The sequence below is a fragment of the Ruegeria sp. AM4 genome (genome assembly GCF_056540665.1).
The window spans coordinates 495,938-512,494 of sequence record NZ_JBQFXD010000001.1; the positions used below are offsets into that span (position 1 = coordinate 495,938).

The 16,557-nt window shown below is 58.2% G+C and carries 16 protein-coding genes; 10 read left to right on the top strand and 6 right to left on the bottom strand.

What is annotated here, in order from left to right; translation table 11 throughout:
• Window positions 1-42: 42 nt before the first annotated feature.
• Genes ACR0JA_RS02415 through ACR0JA_RS02425 form a run of 3 tightly spaced genes read left to right on the top strand, consistent with a single transcriptional unit; the run spans window position 43 to window position 1,576 of the window.
• Window positions 43-834, top strand: a complete 792-nt coding sequence (locus ACR0JA_RS02415; RefSeq protein WP_480569465.1) for a hypothetical protein — start codon at window positions 43-45, stop codon at window positions 832-834.
• On the top strand, window positions 834-1,229 hold the full coding sequence (locus tag ACR0JA_RS02420) for a cell division protein ZapA (RefSeq protein WP_480569468.1): 396 nt from the start codon (window positions 834-836) through the stop codon (window positions 1,227-1,229). Before ACR0JA_RS02415 ends, ACR0JA_RS02420 begins: the two co-directional genes overlap by 1 nt.
• 5 nt (window positions 1,230-1,234) lie before the next feature.
• Window positions 1,235-1,576, top strand: a complete 342-nt coding sequence (locus tag ACR0JA_RS02425; RefSeq protein WP_480569471.1) for an MliC family protein — start codon at window positions 1,235-1,237, stop codon at window positions 1,574-1,576.
• A 5-nt stretch (window positions 1,577-1,581) separates the two neighbouring features.
• Here the strand turns inward: ACR0JA_RS02425 and grxD are convergent, their stop codons facing one another.
• The 6 genes from grxD to ACR0JA_RS02455 all read right to left on the bottom strand — a co-directional run bounded on the left by grxD (window position 1,582) and on the right by ACR0JA_RS02455 (window position 8,293).
• Window positions 1,582-1,944 carry a Grx4 family monothiol glutaredoxin gene (grxD, locus tag ACR0JA_RS02430; RefSeq protein ID WP_480569474.1) on the bottom strand — a complete coding sequence of 121 codons (363 nt, stop codon included), beginning with the start codon at window positions 1,942-1,944 and terminating at the stop codon, window positions 1,582-1,584.
• A complete protein-coding gene (locus ACR0JA_RS02435) occupies window positions 1,941-2,192 on the bottom strand; it encodes a hypothetical protein (protein ID WP_480569476.1) in 252 nt (83 codons plus the stop codon). The genes grxD and ACR0JA_RS02435 overlap by 4 nt, the downstream gene beginning before the upstream one ends.
• A gap of 1 nt (window position 2,193) precedes the next feature.
• Window positions 2,194-2,430: a BolA/IbaG family iron-sulfur metabolism protein gene (locus ACR0JA_RS02440; RefSeq protein WP_039530494.1), complete on the bottom strand. Its 237-nt coding sequence runs from the start codon at window positions 2,428-2,430 to the stop codon at window positions 2,194-2,196.
• A gap of 143 nt (window positions 2,431-2,573) precedes the next feature.
• Window positions 2,574-4,733 (bottom strand): phosphoribosylformylglycinamidine synthase subunit PurL, encoded by a 2,160-nt coding sequence (gene purL, locus ACR0JA_RS02445; protein WP_480569479.1) that lies wholly within the window; start codon window positions 4,731-4,733, stop codon window positions 2,574-2,576.
• A gap of 144 nt (window positions 4,734-4,877) precedes the next feature.
• Window positions 4,878-7,118 (bottom strand): mechanosensitive ion channel family protein, encoded by a 2,241-nt coding sequence (locus tag ACR0JA_RS02450; RefSeq protein WP_480569482.1) that lies wholly within the window; start codon window positions 7,116-7,118, stop codon window positions 4,878-4,880.
• A gap of 266 nt (window positions 7,119-7,384) precedes the next feature.
• Window positions 7,385-8,293, bottom strand: a complete 909-nt coding sequence (locus ACR0JA_RS02455; RefSeq protein WP_480569485.1) for a LysR family transcriptional regulator — start codon at window positions 8,291-8,293, stop codon at window positions 7,385-7,387.
• A gap of 169 nt (window positions 8,294-8,462) precedes the next feature.
• On the opposite strand from ACR0JA_RS02455, the gene ACR0JA_RS02460 reads away from it, so the two are divergent.
• The 7 genes from ACR0JA_RS02460 (at window position 8,463) to ACR0JA_RS02490 (ending at window position 16,523) form a co-directional block, all read left to right on the top strand.
• Window positions 8,463-11,882, top strand: coding sequence for an indolepyruvate ferredoxin oxidoreductase family protein (locus tag ACR0JA_RS02460; RefSeq protein ID WP_480569488.1), 3,420 nt, complete (start codon window positions 8,463-8,465; stop codon window positions 11,880-11,882).
• 78 nt (window positions 11,883-11,960) lie between these two features.
• Window positions 11,961-12,839: a lysophospholipid acyltransferase family protein gene (locus ACR0JA_RS02465; RefSeq protein ID WP_480569490.1), complete on the top strand. Its 879-nt coding sequence runs from the start codon at window positions 11,961-11,963 to the stop codon at window positions 12,837-12,839.
• Window positions 12,840-12,846: 7 nt separating this feature from the next.
• A complete protein-coding gene (locus tag ACR0JA_RS02470; RefSeq protein ID WP_480569493.1) occupies window positions 12,847-13,656 on the top strand; it encodes a glutamate racemase in 810 nt (269 codons plus the stop codon).
• 93 nt (window positions 13,657-13,749) lie between these two features.
• Window positions 13,750-14,778 carry an N-acetyl-gamma-glutamyl-phosphate reductase gene (gene argC, locus ACR0JA_RS02475; RefSeq protein ID WP_480569496.1) on the top strand — a complete coding sequence of 343 codons (1,029 nt, stop codon included), beginning with the start codon at window positions 13,750-13,752 and terminating at the stop codon, window positions 14,776-14,778.
• 7 nt (window positions 14,779-14,785) lie between these two features.
• Entirely contained in the window at window positions 14,786-15,232 is a 447-nt protein-coding gene (gene ccmE, locus ACR0JA_RS02480; protein ID WP_480569498.1) for a cytochrome c maturation protein CcmE, read from the top strand.
• 122 nt (window positions 15,233-15,354) lie between these two features.
• The gene (locus tag ACR0JA_RS02485) at window positions 15,355-15,966 is read left to right on the top strand and encodes a holin-associated N-acetylmuramidase (RefSeq protein ID WP_480569500.1); all 612 of its coding nucleotides are present in this window, start codon (window positions 15,355-15,357) and stop codon (window positions 15,964-15,966) included.
• Window positions 15,957-16,523 (top strand): holin family protein, encoded by a 567-nt coding sequence (locus ACR0JA_RS02490; RefSeq protein WP_480569503.1) that lies wholly within the window; start codon window positions 15,957-15,959, stop codon window positions 16,521-16,523. The genes ACR0JA_RS02485 and ACR0JA_RS02490 overlap by 10 nt, the downstream gene beginning before the upstream one ends.
• Window positions 16,524-16,557: the final 34 nt, after the last annotated feature.

Here is a 16,557-nt window from a genome sequence, read left to right on the forward strand (position 1 = left end):
GGCGTGCAGCAGAACGAACCTTGGTTAAGAGGTGACAGGGGCATGAGCCAAATCGAGGAATTGCAGCGCCGTATAATGGCGGCAATGGAACGGATCGGGTCTGGGGTCGAATTGTTGGGAACCGCGAGCCGGCCAGAAGGCGAAGACGGCTTGCGGGCGGCGCTGGAAGATGAGCGCGTAGCCAACGCGCAATTGGAAGAACGCCTGAAATCGCTCAAGGATCGCCACGATCAGGAAATCGACGCGATGCGCGCGGATCTGGATGGCTTGCGGGCCCAACCGACACAGAACGCCGAAACGGATCAGTTGCGGGCGCAATTGGCCGAGGCAACCGCGCAGCTTGCGACGGTCGAAACTGCCCGCGCGGATTTGGCCGAGGCCAAGGCCGCATTGGAAAACAGCAGCGAAGTCGAGGAGTTGAAGGCTGAGATCGAGCGGCTTGCTCCTCTTGCGAACCGTGCCGGTGCACTCGAGGGTGAACTGTCTGCGCTACGGGCCGATATGGCGGACACGGAACGGCTGGGTGACTTGAACGCCGAGCTTGAGATGTTGCGCGCCGAACGTGCCAGCCATGGCGCAGCGATGTCTCGGTTGGATGATGATCTGCAACGTTTGCGCAAGGCAAATGACGAATTGCGCGGTGCCGTTGAGGAATTGCGGGCGGCGGCTGAGGCGGGCGTGCCCGACGCGGATATGCTGAACCGCGCCACCGCCGCCGAACTTGAAGCGACGCGTGCGGCGCAGGCATCGGACGCAGCCGAAGCGCGTGCGGTTCTTGCGCGGCTCGAGCCATTGCTGACGCAGGCCAATCTTGCGGAAGGAGAGGTAGAATAATGCCCGAATTGACGATCAATATCGGTGGGCGGGGATTTGATGTGTCCTGCCGCGAAGGGGAAGAGGAATTTCTGCAAGCCGCCGCCAAACTGTTGGATGACGAGGCGCAGGTCCTGTCCGATCAGATGGGTCGGATGCCGGAATCGCGAATGCTGCTGATGGCTGGCCTGATGCTGGCGGACAAGACTGCAGGTCAGGAAGAGCGTGTGCAGGCGGCCGAAGCGCGCCTGGCCGACGCCGAAGCCGAACTCAACCGACTGCGCAACGCGCCGCAACCCGAGCCCGAACGGATCGAGGTCGCGGTCGTGCCGCCTTCGGTTACTGACACTCTGGCTGAGATGGCCGCACGCGCCGAAGCGATGGCTGCGGTTATCGAAGAAAAGGCAAAAGGATAGGCGGTATGCGCATCGTCCTGACCACAGCTATTTTCGCAGCTATAGGATCGGTTGCGGCGGCCGAAATCGATATCTTGTCGGTGACCTTCACCTGCGAAAACAATACGCAGGTGCCAGTGTCCTATTTCAACGCCGCAGATGGGTCGGGTGCTGCGGCGATGCTGATCGACGGCCAGCTTGTGGCGATGCGGCAGGCACCAAGCGGGTCCGGTATCCGCTATCTCTCGGAAGGAGGGGTAGGGACGTACACTCTGCGTTCGAAGGGATGGGACGCTTCGATTTCCTATCAAGGCGAAAGCAGCACAGCCCCCGAACAGCTTGTGTACGGGGATTGCACCAGCAAATAGGTCGATCAGGCGTTGGCTTCGCGGATCTTGTCGGCGGCGTCCTTGTCATAGCCGACGCCGTTTTCGTCAAACAGCGTATCCAGTTCACCCGACAGGGTCATTTCGGTGATGATGTCGCATCCACCGACGAACTCACCTTTGACGTAGAGCTGTGGCACGGTCGGCCAGTCGGAATAATCTTTGATGCCCTGCCGGATACCTTCGTCAGCCAGAACATTCACATCAGCATAATCGACGCCCATGTAGTTCAACACTCCGGCGACGCGGGACGAGAAGCCACACTGGGGCATCTCTTTGGTGCCTTTCATGTACAGCACTACATCGTTGGCTTTGACGGTTTCGTCGATCTGGGTTTTGACGTCAGTCATGTCGCGTTTCCTTTGCTCTTCGGCATCATCGCTTTGGCGTAGTCTTTCGGATTCTTGGGAATATTGGTCTGCGCCGAGCCAATCGCACCGTCGTGTGAATTGTAGGAGGAATGCAGAAGGTGTTTTCCCCGCCCGGGAGGCGATCCTCGTCTTGTATTGCGTCTAGCCTTTGAATGGTTCCACGCTATGAGCGCGATCAGCAAAGCAAAGACAGAAACCGCAATTAAGATGATGATCGCGTGTTCCATATTACTCCGGCACTTTGGTCGTCAGCGCCAGCGCGTGCAGCTCACCATCTGGTCCATCCATCTTGCCTTTTAGGGCCGCATAGACCGCGCGTTGCTGTTGCACCCGGTTCTTACCTCGAAAGCTTTCGTCCACGACCATGGCGGACATATGCACGCCATCGCTGCCGCCAACCTGAATTTCCGCGTTGGGAAAGCTCTCGCGCAGCAGGGTTTCAATCTCGTGGGCGCTCATCGGCATGTAGGTTCACTCCTGAAGGTCTTTCCCAAGATTTAGAGCGCCGGGAAGGGGCGCGCAAGGTGCGGCGGGCGCAACTGAAACAAATCCTGCACCCGGTGTCGCATGCAGGATATTGTTTCGGGGACTTCGGCGCACATCGACCGTCAGGCGACGGCCTGAGCAAAGCTGCTGCGGAACGTGTCGGTCAATTCGGCAAGCGGCGCCTCTGAGCTGCCGATCTTCACCGCATCGCCGGTAAACCGCCCGACCGAAACCAGGGGCACGCCAACCTGACCGGCTGCGATCATCAGTGCCTCTGCCTGATCAAAGTTGCATGCGACCAGATAGCGGGCCTGATCCTCGCCGAACAGAAACTCGGTCGCGGCATCATCAAGCTGCACTCCGACGCCCGCAGCCTCAGCCAGTTCGAACGCGGCCAAAGCAAGCCCGCCGTCGCCAAGATCGGTGCAGGCCTTGATCATGTTGCGGTTGGCGCGGATGAACTCGCCATTGCGTTTTTCAGCGTCCAGATCGACATGCGGCGCGTCACCGTCTTCGCGGTTGAACACTTCGGCGAGCAGGGCGGACTGGCCAAGATGGCCATTCGTTTCCCCGATCACCAACGCGACATGACCTTCGCGCACTTCGTTGCCGATGATTTCGTCCGTGTGTGTCAGCAGACCAACCGCGCCGATTGTGGGCGTTGGCAGGATCGCCTGACCGTCTGTTTCATTGTAGAGCGACACGTTGCCGGACACGATGGGCATATCCAGCGCGGCGACGGCTTGACCGATACCCTGAATGGCGCCGACGAATTGACCCATGATCTCGGGCTTTTCGGGGTTGCCGAAATTCAGATTGTCGGTTGTGGCCAGCGGTTTGGCCCCAACAGCGGTCAGGTTGCGGTAGGCTTCGGCCACCGCCTGCTTGCCGCCCTCGATCGGGTTTGCGCGTACATAGCGCGGGGTGACATCGCTGGTGAAGGCCAGTGCCTTGTCGGTGCCGTGCACGCGGACCATGCCAGCGCCCAGTCCCGGTGTGCGCGCCGTGTCAGCCATAACCATAGTGTCGTATTGTTCATAGACCCATTGCTTGCCGGCATAGTTGGGTGACGCCAATAGCGCGCGAAGCCCGTCAATCGGGTCAATCTGCGGGACCTCGTCCAACTCGCCAGCTTCGGGCGTGGGTTCCCACGGGCGATCATATTCAGGCGCGGTCGACGAGAGTTTCGAGAGGACCAGATCCGCCTTGACCTCACCATTGTGGACGATCAGAAAGCGGTCTTCGGCGATGGTTTCGCCAACGATAGCAAAGTCCAGGTCCCATTTTTCGAACACGGCGCGGGCCTCGGCCTCAAGCTCGGGCTTGAGGACCATCAGCATGCGTTCCTGAGATTCTGACAGCATCATCTCATACGCGGTCATATTCTCTTCGCGTTGGGGTACGTTTTCCAGATCCAGACGCACGCCCAGACCGCCCTTGTCGCCCATTTCAACGGCAGAACAGGTCAGGCCCGCAGCGCCCATATCCTGGATCGAGATCACGGCACCGGTCTGCATCAGTTCGAGCGTCGCCTCCATCAGGCGCTTTTCGGTGAAGGGGTCACCTACCTGAACGGTGGGGCGCTTTTCCTCGATCGTGTCGTCGAACTCGGCCGAGGCCATGGTCGCACCGCCGACGCCGTCGCGGCCGGTTTTGGCGCCCAGATAGACGACGGGCATGCCGACGCCCGAGGCGGCCGAGTAGAAAATCTTGTCGCTGTCGGCCAGACCAGCGGCAAATGCGTTAACAAGGCAGTTGCCGTTATAGGCAGGGTGAAACCGCACTTCGCCCCCGACGCAAGGTACGCCGAAACAGTTGCCGTAGCCGCCGATGCCTTCGACCACGCCGTTGACCAATTGCCGGGTCTTGTTGTGGCCGGGCTCGCCAAAGGACAATGCATTCATCGAGGCGATGGGCCGCGCGCCCATGGTGAACACGTCGCGCAGGATACCGCCCACGCCGGTGGCAGCGCCCTGATAGGGCTCGATATAAGACGGGTGATTGTGGCTTTCCATCTTGAACACCACGGCTTGCCCGTCGCCGATATCCACCACGCCTGCGTTTTCACCGGGGCCGCAAATCACCTGGGGTCCGGATGTGGGCAGAGTGCGCAACCATTTCTTGGACGACTTGTACGAACAATGCTCGTTCCACATGGCCGAAAAGATGCCGAGCTCGGTAAATGTCGGCTCACGCCCGATGATCTCGAGGATCATGTCGTATTCGTCGGGCTTAAGCCCATGTGCGGCAATCAGATCCGGGGTGATGGCGGGCTCTTGCATCGTCTGTCCTTGTCCAGGGTGGCCGAATTTGCGGGCCTTTTACGGCAAGGGCGCGCCGGGGGGAAGGGCCAAGACAGCGCAAGTCAGCGCACCGCCCTGACCGATGCAAAAAAGAACCGGGCGTTTGCCCGGTTCGATCTTTGTTTATGCAGGGCCCTGTTCCGGGTTGGTCTGCGCGCTTGCGGCCGCCCCGACCGCCGCTTTCTGCTGATCGGTCAGGTTCTCGGACTCATCCAGTCCCGGGATCGCGACGCGGACCTCGCGGCGGGCAAAGTCGATGCCGTTTTCCTTGAATGCCGCCTTGACCCGGTTGAAGATTTCCTTGCGCAGGGTGAACTGCTTGCCCGGTTTGGCCATGAACTTGCCGCGGATGATCATGCCCACATCGTCAAAGTCGAACACGCCCTGCGATTTGAACGGTTGCAGGAAACCATCCTTGTGGGTCTCGTCCTCCATCATCTCGGCACCGATCTTTTTGAAGATCTTCTTGACCTTGTTGGGATCGGTATCGAAGGGCACGGTGAACTTCAGCTTCATGATCACCCAGTCACGGCTGTAGTTGGTCAGCTTCTGAATCTCGCCATAAGGGATCGTGTGAACCGGCCCGCGATGGTGGCGCAGTTGCATCGAACGGATCGAGATTTTCTCGACCGTGCCGGTAGTACCACCCACATCGACATATTCGCCAACGCGGAAGGCATCGTCGATCAGGAAGAATATGCCGCCAACGATATCCGACACCAGTTTCTGCGCACCAAAACCGATGGCCAGACCCAGAACACCGGCACCCGCCAGCAGCGGAGCGATATTGATCCCCAACGCACCCAATGCCAGCAGGGTGAAGATCACCGCAATCGTAACCTGAGCGGTGACGCGCAGCAGCGGCAGGACCGTGGTCAGACGCGACCCGCCTGCGCCACCGCCTTCGCCGGCCTCTTCATCGGGGCTTTGTTCCGATGCGGTTTGTTCTTTCGCCAGACGACGGTTGATCCACAGCGAGACAAGCTCGTTGATGATGTAACCGATCGCAGCGATGATGAAGAACTGAATCAGCTTGCTGCCAGATTCAGCACTGCCGCCCGCGATTTCCTGAACATCGAGGTCCCAGGCCCGGGCAATCATCAGGATCACGAAGATACCGGCAACGACCCGTCCAATACGGATATAGCTGCGTTTGGTCGATTTATAGGCGCGCTCGGCCACCGGCCCCATGCCTTGCATGGGTGGCTGCAGATGGCGCACCAAACCACGGATCAGCGTGTCCAGAGCGGGCGCGCAGAGCAGCCAGAACATCGTTGCAAAATGTGCGCCATTAACCAGCAAAGCGAGAGTCGAAGGATGGCGTTGCGCCACCAGAAACTCGACCAGCAACCAGATCACCGCCGACACGCCGATCGCGAAATAGGGGTAGTAGCGGGCCACTTCCTCATCGAATTTGGTGTGATCGGGGTCGGTGCCCAGCATCATCTGCGACAGACCTTCGCGCGCTTTCCAGGCGATCACGGCGATGTAGATGTGAATTCCCGCATTCAGCCAGAAGCCGATACGCGTTTCACCACCGGTGATCCCGTTGAGCCGGTTAAAGTGCAGCAGGAACAAGGTGAAACCAATAAGGATCAGCAGTCCGATAATGTTGCGATGCAGGTACTTTGCCCAGTGATCGTCGATGTTGACCAGACGGTAGTGCGGCTTTTTGGGCGCAAGCACGAAACGCGAAGCGGCCGCACCCAGTCGCGGGATCCAGATCAAATAGAAGACAAACGGCGCGGCATATGTGATTTGCTCTGGTGTCAAAAGGCCGCGACCGACTGCACGAATGACAACATAAAAGACAACGAGCCCGGCGATTTCGCGGCAAAAACGTCCAAACAGATAGCGGACAGCGCCCCAAAGATCGTTCTCGTCTTCGGCTTCGCTCTGTACGTGCCAACGGCGCGTGAGCAATTCAAACAACTTTTCCGCGACCAGGCCAACAACCAGAACACTCAGAACCAGGCCCATCAAGGTAAACGCGCCGGCTGTTCCGAAAGTTCCTGTGAAATTGCTTACAGCCTCGACCTGCGCGTGGAAGATATTTGGAACGGTCATAATGACCTGGGTCCACGAGGTCACCATTTCGGCCCAGATCTCATTGAGCTCGGTAATCGGGTCCTCGCGCTCTTCGGCTTCAGCCGCGTTTTTCTCGGCGACGGCATCCAGGCGTTCAAGAAGAATGGACCGGACCTGATCGTCGGACATGCGCGCAACCAGATCATCGACCTGTTCGGGGGTCAGATCCTCGGGGATTGAAACGGTTGCTGATGTTGAACTGTCCTGTGCGAGTGCCGGTAGTGCCAGCAAAATCGCTGAAACCAGCGCCAGAACAAGGCGGAGTGGGTGGAACATGGATTTGCCCTCAAATACGAAATTTTGATCGTTTTTTCCGCATCATAGGAGCAGCGACGCAAATTTGACAGCGTGTTGTGCGGGAAAAGGCAAAAAACCAAAAAAAAGGCCGAGCACTAAGCTCGGCCATAGTCCAACAGGGAGGTATGAAGATGATGAGCGTTTCAGCATCACCGCCTTCGAGTGCTCATTTAGGGATCACTTTGTTAACGATCAAGGGGTTTTCATTAAGTTTGATACATGTCCGCTATGCGAATTTTGCATAGCTAGATTTTCCCCATTTGCCTCAACTGCTTACGGTGCAGGATGATCTCGTCCTGAACGAAGTCGCGAAAGGCGGCAATACGCTTGGAATGGCGCAATTCCTCGGGGTAGGCGAGGTAAACGGGGACATCCGCGCCGCTGATATCGGTCGGCACATGTACAAGATCGGGGAAGTCCTCGGTCACGTAGTTCGGAAGCACGCCGATACCCAAGTCATGCAGCACACCCTGCAGAACGCCGAAATAGTTGTTCACGGTCAGCAGCGAGCCCGGGTTGTAGGTCATCAACTGCCGTACCAACGCCGCGCTGGCCGAAACCTGCGCTGCCGATGGGGTTTGACAGATCAATCTGTGTTTGGCGATATCCTCAAGCGTTTCTGGCGGGCCGCCATGTGTGTCCAGATAGGTGCGGGTCGCATAAAGTTGCATCTGAACCGTCATCAGCCGTTTGCGCACCAGATCGGCCTGGCTGGGCTCTTTCATGCGGATGGCCACGTCGGCCTCGCGCATCGGCAGGTCCAGCACACGCTCTTCAAGCATGAGGTCGACGTTGATGTCGGGGTATTGTTCGTAAAGCTTGGGCAGGCGCGGGGCCAGCCACAGGGTGCCGAACCCAAAGGTCGTGGTGACGCGAAGAACGCCAAAGACCTCATCCTCGCTGTCGCGGATGCGGGCGGCGGTGGCATCCAGACGTTTGGACATGGCTTTGGTGGCATCGAACAGCAACTCGCCCTGTTCGGTGAGAATCAACCCGCGCGCATGTCGGTGAAAAAGGGTCGCGTCCAGCGATTCTTCCAGGGCGCGAATCTGGCGGCTCACGGCGGATTGAGACAAGTTTAGCTTGTCACCCGCATGCGTGAGGCTGCCCGCATCGGCAACCGCGTGAAATATTCTGAGTTTGTCCCAATCCATCGACGCAACTTTCGTTATCCGTTTGCAGCCCTATATGAAAGACGTAACAAATTCCACATTCGAACCGGCGAAATCGTTAGATAATAGGGGAAAATGCTATACAGGTCAGCAATCGTGACCTAAAATGAATAAATATAGAGCACACTAATCCGACGAGGGGAGACGTCAGATGAGTCAGCCAAAAGTATCCCTGAATGACAGGTTCGATCTGTCGAAAAGTCCGGTTCTGATGAACGGCACGCAGGCACTCGTGCGCCTGATGCTGATGCAAAAGGCACGCGACACGGCGGTGGGGTTGAACACGGCGGGTCTGGTGACCGGGTATCGCGGATCGCCGCTTGGGGCGGTGGATCAGCAGATGACCCGCGCCCAGAAGCAGCTTGCCGAAAGCGACGTTACCTTTCAGTTCGGATTGAACGAAGATCTGGCGGCAACGGCGCTATGGGGCAGCCAGCAAGCCGGTTTGCGCGGAGACGGCAAATTCGATGGCGTCTTTGGTCTGTGGTACGGCAAAGGTCCCGGGGTCGATCGGTCCGGCGATGTAATGCGTCACGCCAATATGGCGGGAACCGCCGAACATGGTGGCGTGTTGGTCGCCATGGGCGACGATCATACCGGGGAAAGCTCGACCGTGCTGCACCAGTCTGAATGGTCGCTGGTTGACATGTACATGCCGGTCGTCAGCCCGGCTGGCGTGCAGGAAATTCTGGATTACGGCGTTTACGGCTTTGCCCTCAGCCGGTTTGCCGGGGTCTGGGTTGGTCTGAAGACCATGAAGGACACGATCGAAGTGACCTCGGTTGTTGATGGTGCGATCGACCGGATGCAGCTGATAACACCTGATTTCGACATGCCCGAAGGCGGCCTGAATATCCGGCTAGGTGACACTCCGCATCTGCAAGAGGCGCGGGTGATCGACTATAAGCGCTTCGCGGCAGAGACATTTTCACACGCGAACAAGCTGGACAGACGGATCTGGGGCAAGCCCGGGGCCAAGATCGGCATTGTCGCGGCGGGCAAGAACTGGCTGGATCTGGTTCACGCGATGTCGCTGCTGAACATCGACGCGAACGAGGCCGAGCGGCTGGGGATAACAACCTACAAAGTTGGCCAGACTTTTCCCTTGGATATGAAAGGGTTCCACGACTGGGCTGAAGGGCTGGACCTTATCGTTATCGTTGAGGAAAAGCGCAAACTGATCGAGGTTCAGGTCAAAGAGGCGATCTTTGACGATCGGCGCGGCCGGCGGGTCTATGGCTGGTACAAGGGCGGCGCGGGCACTTTGCATCGCGAGGAACTGTTCCCGACACGCGGCGCGCTGGACCCGATCATGATCGCCGAAAAGCTTGGCGATATTCTGATCGAGGAAGGGCGGGATACCGACGGAGTGCGGGCCGGTCTGGCAAAACTGTCCGAGGCGCGTCGCGCCGACAACGCCGAAGAAATAGCCGAGCGTCTGCCCTATTTCTGTTCGGGTTGCCCGCATAACAGCTCGACCAAGGTGCCGGAAGGCAGCCGCGCCTATGCCGGGATCGGGTGTCACTACATGGTTCAGTGGATGGATCGCGAAACCACCGGCTTCACACAAATGGGCGGCGAGGGCGCGAACTGGATCGGCGAAGCTCCTTTTTCGACAACAGAGCATGTGTTTCAGAACCTCGGCGACGGCACTTATAACCATTCGGGTGTGCAGGCCATCCGCGCGGCGCTTGCGGCCGGAACCAACATCACCTTCAAGATCCTGTTCAACGATGCCGTCGCCATGACCGGCGGACAGGAAAACGACGGCGACCTGTCAGCCGAGCGTATCGTGGCCGAGGTTACGGCCATGGGCGTGCAGCATGTCGCGCTGGTCTATGATGAAAAGGAAGATGTGAACCTAAATGCGCTGCCATCAGGTGTTGAAGCGCATGAACGCGCTGCGCTGATTCAGGTTCAGAAAAAATTCCGTGAAATTAAGGGTGTATCGGTCATTGTTTATGTTCAGACCTGTGCCGCAGAAAAGCGCAGGCGACGCAAGCGTGGTACATTTCCTGACCCCGACAAGCGTGTGTTTATCAACCCGGACATCTGCGAGGGCTGCGGAGATTGCGGCGAACAGTCGAACTGTGTCTCGATCGTTCCGAAAGAAACGGAACTGGGCCGTAAGCGGGCGATCGATCAGTCTAGCTGCAACAAGGATTTCTCGTGCGTGAACGGGTTTTGCCCGTCTTTTGTAACTCTGGAAGGCGCGCAAATCCGCAAGGAGGCGACAACTCAGATTGACCTGCCGGATCTGCCTGACCCGGTGCTGCCCGAAATCGATGGGACGCATAACGTGGTGATCACGGGTGTAGGTGGCACCGGTGTCGTCACGCTTGGTGCGATTCTTGCACAGGCGGCGCAGATCGACGGCAAAGGGGCTGGCATGATGGAAATGGCCGGGCTGGCGCAAAAGGGCGGAGCGGTGCATATCCATTGCCGGTTGGCGAATTCACCGGACGACATAAGTGCCATTCGGGTCGCAACAGGCGAAGCGCATGCATTGATCGGGGGCGATCTTGTGGTGTCTGCCGGGGCTAAGACTTTGGGCCTGACCGAAACCGGACGCACAGGCGCAGTGGTCAACAATCATGAGATCGTAACCGGAGATTTCACCCGTGACACTGAGTTCAGAATTCCCGGCGACCAGTTGGAACTGGCCTTGCAAGCCAGGTTGAAGGATCGGTTGGACCTGTTCGATGCCAGTGCCTTGGCGCGCGTCGTGATGGGGGATTCGATCTATTCCAACATGATGGTTCTGGGCGCGGCGTGGCAGCGCGGTCTGATCCCGATCCGACATTCAGCAATTCAGCAGGCGATCGATCTGAACGGGACTGCGGTCGAACGCAACAAGCGGGCATTCGAAGTGGGCCGCTGGGCCGTTTTGCATCCCGACGCGGTGACTGGAATTTTGGGTCAGAACATAACCGAACTCCCGAAAACACTGGACCAGATTATCGCCTTTCGCGCCGATCATCTGGTGCAGTATCAGGGCAAGGGGCTTGCGAAACGATATCGTAAGATGATCGACGCCATTGAGGACGAACAAGTCCGCGAAGCCGCTGCAAAAGGGTATCATAAGCTGTTGTCCTACAAGGATGAATATGAGGTCGCACGTCTGTTGATGCAAACTCGTGACATGGCGCAGGCAGAGTTCGACGGCGACTTCAAAATGACTTTCCATTTGGCGCCGCCGTTTCTGGGGGGCAAAGAAGTAAATGGGCGTCCGCCAAAACGCGCGTTCAGCGAAAGGTTCCTTCGGGCTTTCGGACTCTTGGCACGGTTCAAGATGCTTCGCGGCACGCCATTTGACCTGTTTGGCTACAGTGCCGAACGCCGGATGGAGCGCGCCCTGATCACGCAATATGAAACGGACATGAAACAGGTTTTGCCCAAGTTGAACGCTGATACGCGCGATGCCATCACGGCGCTGGCCCGTTTGCCCTTGGACATTCGCGGTTTTGGCCCGGTGCTCAAGGCGAATGAGGCAAAAGCTGCGAAACGGCGCGAGGAACTGCTTGCAGTCATTCGCGATGGTGGCCCCGACATGCGGGCTGCGGCGGAGTGAAGCGTTACGCGCCTGTAATGTTTTTTGGGTAAATCTGTTACCTAAGTTCTGAATGCAGGCAGCAAACCGGAGAACCTGATGCCCTCGCGCCGCCACGTCGCACGTGACATTTCCTATGCTCATTCCGCCGAAACCAAAGGTGGGCGAATGGTCATAAAGCTGATGGAGAACACGACCGGGCGTCTGTGCCTGATCAAACGCGCCGACGGGTACGAACGCGAGGTGGCCAATGGGCGCGACTTCTGGGGCGTCATGGTCGACCGTTACGGGCTGTCGCTGGATGTTGTCGGTGGCGCACTGTCGAATATTCCCAAGGACGGCCCGCTGATCCTGATAGCCAATCACCCTTACGGGATTCTGGACGGGCTGATGATGGGCCATATCCTGTCTCAGACGCGGGGCGATTTCCGTATTCTGGCCCATCGCGTTTTCCGCAAGGCCGAAGATCTGAACCGGATCATCCTGCCGATTTCGTTTGATGAGACCAAAGAGGCGATGAAACTCAACCTCGCAACGCGGAAGACGGCATTGAACTATCTGGGTGAGGGGGGTGCCATAGGTATTTTTCCAGGTGGCACCGTGAGTACAGGTATCAAGCCTTTCGCCCACCCAATGGACCCCGGCTGGCGGGGATTTACGGCGCGGATGGTGGCGAAATCGAATGCGACGGTTGTGCCGGTATTCTTTGACGGCCACACTTCTCGGTTATTCCAGATCGCCAGTCACCTGCACAACACGTTGCGCATGGGCCTTTTGATCAAAGAGTTCAAGAAACGGGTCGATACCCCGGTCCGCGTTGTCGTTGGCGACCCGATCGGGCGCGATGTTTTGGACCCGTTGTCCAAAGACACGCGCAAGATGATGGATTTCCTGCGCAAAGCCACGTATGAGCTGTCTCCAACGCCGTTGAAGTCCTATGACTACGGCTATGAATTCGAGGAACGGCATCGCGCCTGAAGGGCAAATGGCAGTAGGTATCTTTGATTCCGGATTGGGCGGGCTGACCGTCCTGAACGCCGCGCAGAAACGTCTGCCGGACGTTGATTTTCTGTATTTTGCGGACAGCGCACATGCGCCTTACGGCGTGCGTGACGCCGAGGATATTTTTAACCTGACGCGCGCAGCCGTGCGGGATCTTTGGGATCGCGGATGCAATCTGGTGATTCTGGCCTGCAACACAGCCAGCGCTGCGGCGCTGCGGCGGATGCAGGAAGAAGGCGTGCCCGAAGGCAAGCGGGTTCTGGGCGTCTTTGTTCCTTTGATCGAGGCGCTGACTGAACGGCAGTGGGGCGACAACTCGCCTCCGCGCGAGGTCGAGGTGCAGCACGTGGCGCTGTTCGCCACCCCTGCCACCGTGTCCAGCCGGGCCTTTCAGCGTGAACTTGCGTTCCGGGCGATTGGTGTGGATGTCGAGGCGCAGGCCTGCGGCGGTGTTGTCGACGCCATCGAGGACGGCGACATGATTTTGGCCGAGGCGTTGGTGCGGTCTCATGTGGACGCTCTGAAACGCAAGATGCCGGAACCGCAGGCGGCAATCCTTGGCTGTACGCATTACCCGTTGATGGCTGAGACCTTCCAGCAGGCGCTGGGGGCTCAAGTCACGGTCTACAGCCAGGGGGACCTGGTGGCCGAAAGCCTTGCGGATTACCTTGTCCGTCATCCAAATATGCTGGGTGAGGGCGAAAGCGGCTACCTGACGTCCGGAAAACCCGGTGTCGTCAGCGACCGCGCAACCCAGTTCCTCCGACGACAAATCACCTTTGAGGCTGCCTGACTTAGGTCAAGGACGGCCATCTACCGCTTCCCTATCCAAAGACCGTCGCATCGGCGGTCGTGACATGTGACATACAAGTGAAAGAGGTCTGACATGACCCATAAAATCGCAATTCTGGGCGCATCCGGGTACACCGGCGCCGAACTGGTGCGGCTGATCGCCGAGCACCCGAACATGGAAATCACCGCCCTTGCCGCCGAGCGTAAAGCAGGCATGACCATGGCGCAGGTTTTTCCGCATCTGCGGCATCTGAACCTGCCGGTGCTGTGCAAGATATCTGAGATCGACTTTTCCCGGATCGATCTGTGCTTTTGCGCGTTGCCGCACAAGACCAGTCAAGAGGTGATCAGCGCGCTTCCGAATACGCTGAAAATCATCGACCTGTCGGCGGATTTCCGGCTGAGCGATCCCGACGAATACCAAAAGTGGTATGGCAATCCGCATGCCGCGCTGGCGCATCAGGAAGAGGCTGTATATGGCCTGACCGAGTTCTATCGGGACGATATCCGCGACGCGCGGCTGGTTGCTGGCACAGGGTGCAACGCAGCAACCGGGCAATATGTGCTGCGGCCTCTGATCTCGGCGGGCGTGATCGATTTGGACGACATTATCCTTGATCTAAAATGTGCGGTTTCGGGCGCGGGACGGGCGTTGAAGGAAAACCTGCTGCATGCGGAACTCAGTGAAGGCGCAAACGCCTATGCGGTTGGTGGCACACATCGGCATTTGGGGGAGTTTGATCAGGAATTCTCAAAGCTTGCGGGTCGGACGGTGCATATTCAATTCACCCCGCATCTGATACCGGCGAACCGTGGAATTCTGGCGACGTCTTACGTCAAAGGCGACCCGCAAAGCGTCTATGAGACGTTGCAGGCAGCATATGCGGAAGAGCCCTTCATCCAGGTGCTACCTTTTGGTGAAACGCCTTCGACCCATCATGTGCGGGGCTCGAATTTTTGCCATATTGGCGTGGTTGGTGATCGGATCGAACGCCGTGCCATCGTGGTTGCGGCTTTGGATAACCTGACAAAAGGTAGCAGCGGGCAAGCCTTGCAGAACGCCAACCTGATGTTAGGTGAACAGGAAACCCGGGGGCTAATGATGGCTCCGCTATTCCCGTGAGGACGGTATGAAAACGCTCAAGAAACGTCGTCGAGTACAGGTCATTTTGCTGGCCGTTGTGGCCTTGGTTCTGGCGACGGTATTGATTGGGTACGCCATGCGCGATGGCATCAACTTTTTCCGCTCGCCAAGCCAAGTGATTGCTGAACCGCCTAAACCGACCGAGGTGTTTCGCATCGGTGGTCTGGTCGAGGAAGGCTCGATCGTGCGCGGGCAGGGCGAAACCGTGCGTTTCGTCGTGACCGATGGCGGCGAGAGTGTTTCTGTCGCCTTTACCGGGGTTCTGCCCGATCTGTTCTCGGAAAATCAGGGTATGGTCGGCACGGGCAGCTATGTGAACGGTGTCTTTGAAGCTACTGAAATTCTGGCGAAACACGATGAAACCTATATGCCGAAAGAGGTTGTGGACGCGTTGAAAGAACAGGGCGTGTACAAAGAGAACACCGACGGCTGAAAACCAGTCATGAAAGCGACTCGAAAGGGCGTTGCGCGCAATAGGCGGGCAGCGCCCTTTGTCTTATGCCAGACTTAACGGCTTTGCCTGACGGTTTGCCTTGCCAAGCAAAGGGAAGCGCCATGAAGACCGTGCAGCAGATTGCTCGTGAGATCGTTGACCGCGAAGGCGGGTTTGTGGATGACCCGGACGACCCCGGCGGTGCCACGAAACATGGCGTGACCATTCACACGCTGCGCCGGTTGGGAATGGATTTGAACCGCGACGGCGCGGTTGACCGTGCGGATGTTCAGGCTTTGACGCGGCAGCATGCGGTTGAGATTTTTGTAGAGCATTACTTCGAAAAACCTCGCATCGGATTGGTCCCCAAGACTTTACAGCCGTCGTTGTTCGATATGTATGTCAATGCAGGCGCGCAGGCTGTTCGAACACTTCAGGCTTTGCTGTGTGAGATGGGTTTTGATGTAGCAGTTGACGGCGCGATCGGTCCCCAAACCGGGGCGGCAACACATGCAGCAGCAGACCCGATTCCCGAGATACTGAGGGATGCGTATGGCGTCGCACGACGCAATTATTATTTCCGGCTGGCGGACGGACGACCACCGCTGCGTAAATTCGCGCGGACCCGCGCTGGCGGCAAGGGCGGGTGGATAAAGCGCGCGGAAGAGTTTCTGTCGCCGAAATATCACCTCAGCCAGGCAGAGTTCAGCAAACGGGTGTCGGCATGGGATTGATCTCGGGGATTCTGGGACTGTTGTTTGGCGGCGGACGGAACGTGGTCCGCGACACTGCCGAGGTGTTTCGCGAAAATGCCGATACGGCAGCGGCGCGGTCTGTGGCCTTGCGCGAACAGGCGATGATTCAGTTCGGTGCCGAGTTTCAAGCGGCGCATAAGGGTGGATTCGATCGGTTCATGGACGGATTGAACCGTTTGCCGCGCCCGGCGATGGCATTGGCAACGCTGGGGCTATTCGCGGCGGCGATGGCGGACCCGCTTTGGTTCGCCGCTCGGATGCAGGGCATCGCATTGGTGCCCGAGCCGCTTTGGTGGCTGCTGGGTGTGATCGTGTCGTTCTATTTTGGCGCGCGCCATCAGGCCAAGGCACAGGACTTTCAGCGCGAGGTCGGCGCAACGTTGCTGCACGCACCGACGGTCATGTCCAATCTGGACGCGCTTGAGGCGATGCGCGCTGACACCCCGACACCTGCTGCCATGCGGTCGGAGCTAACAGACCCAAACCCGGCTTTGGATGACTGGAGGCGCAAGCGAAAGGGCATTGCCGCGACATAATGTGCGCCGTCAACAGGCGAATGTGAATGGCGCA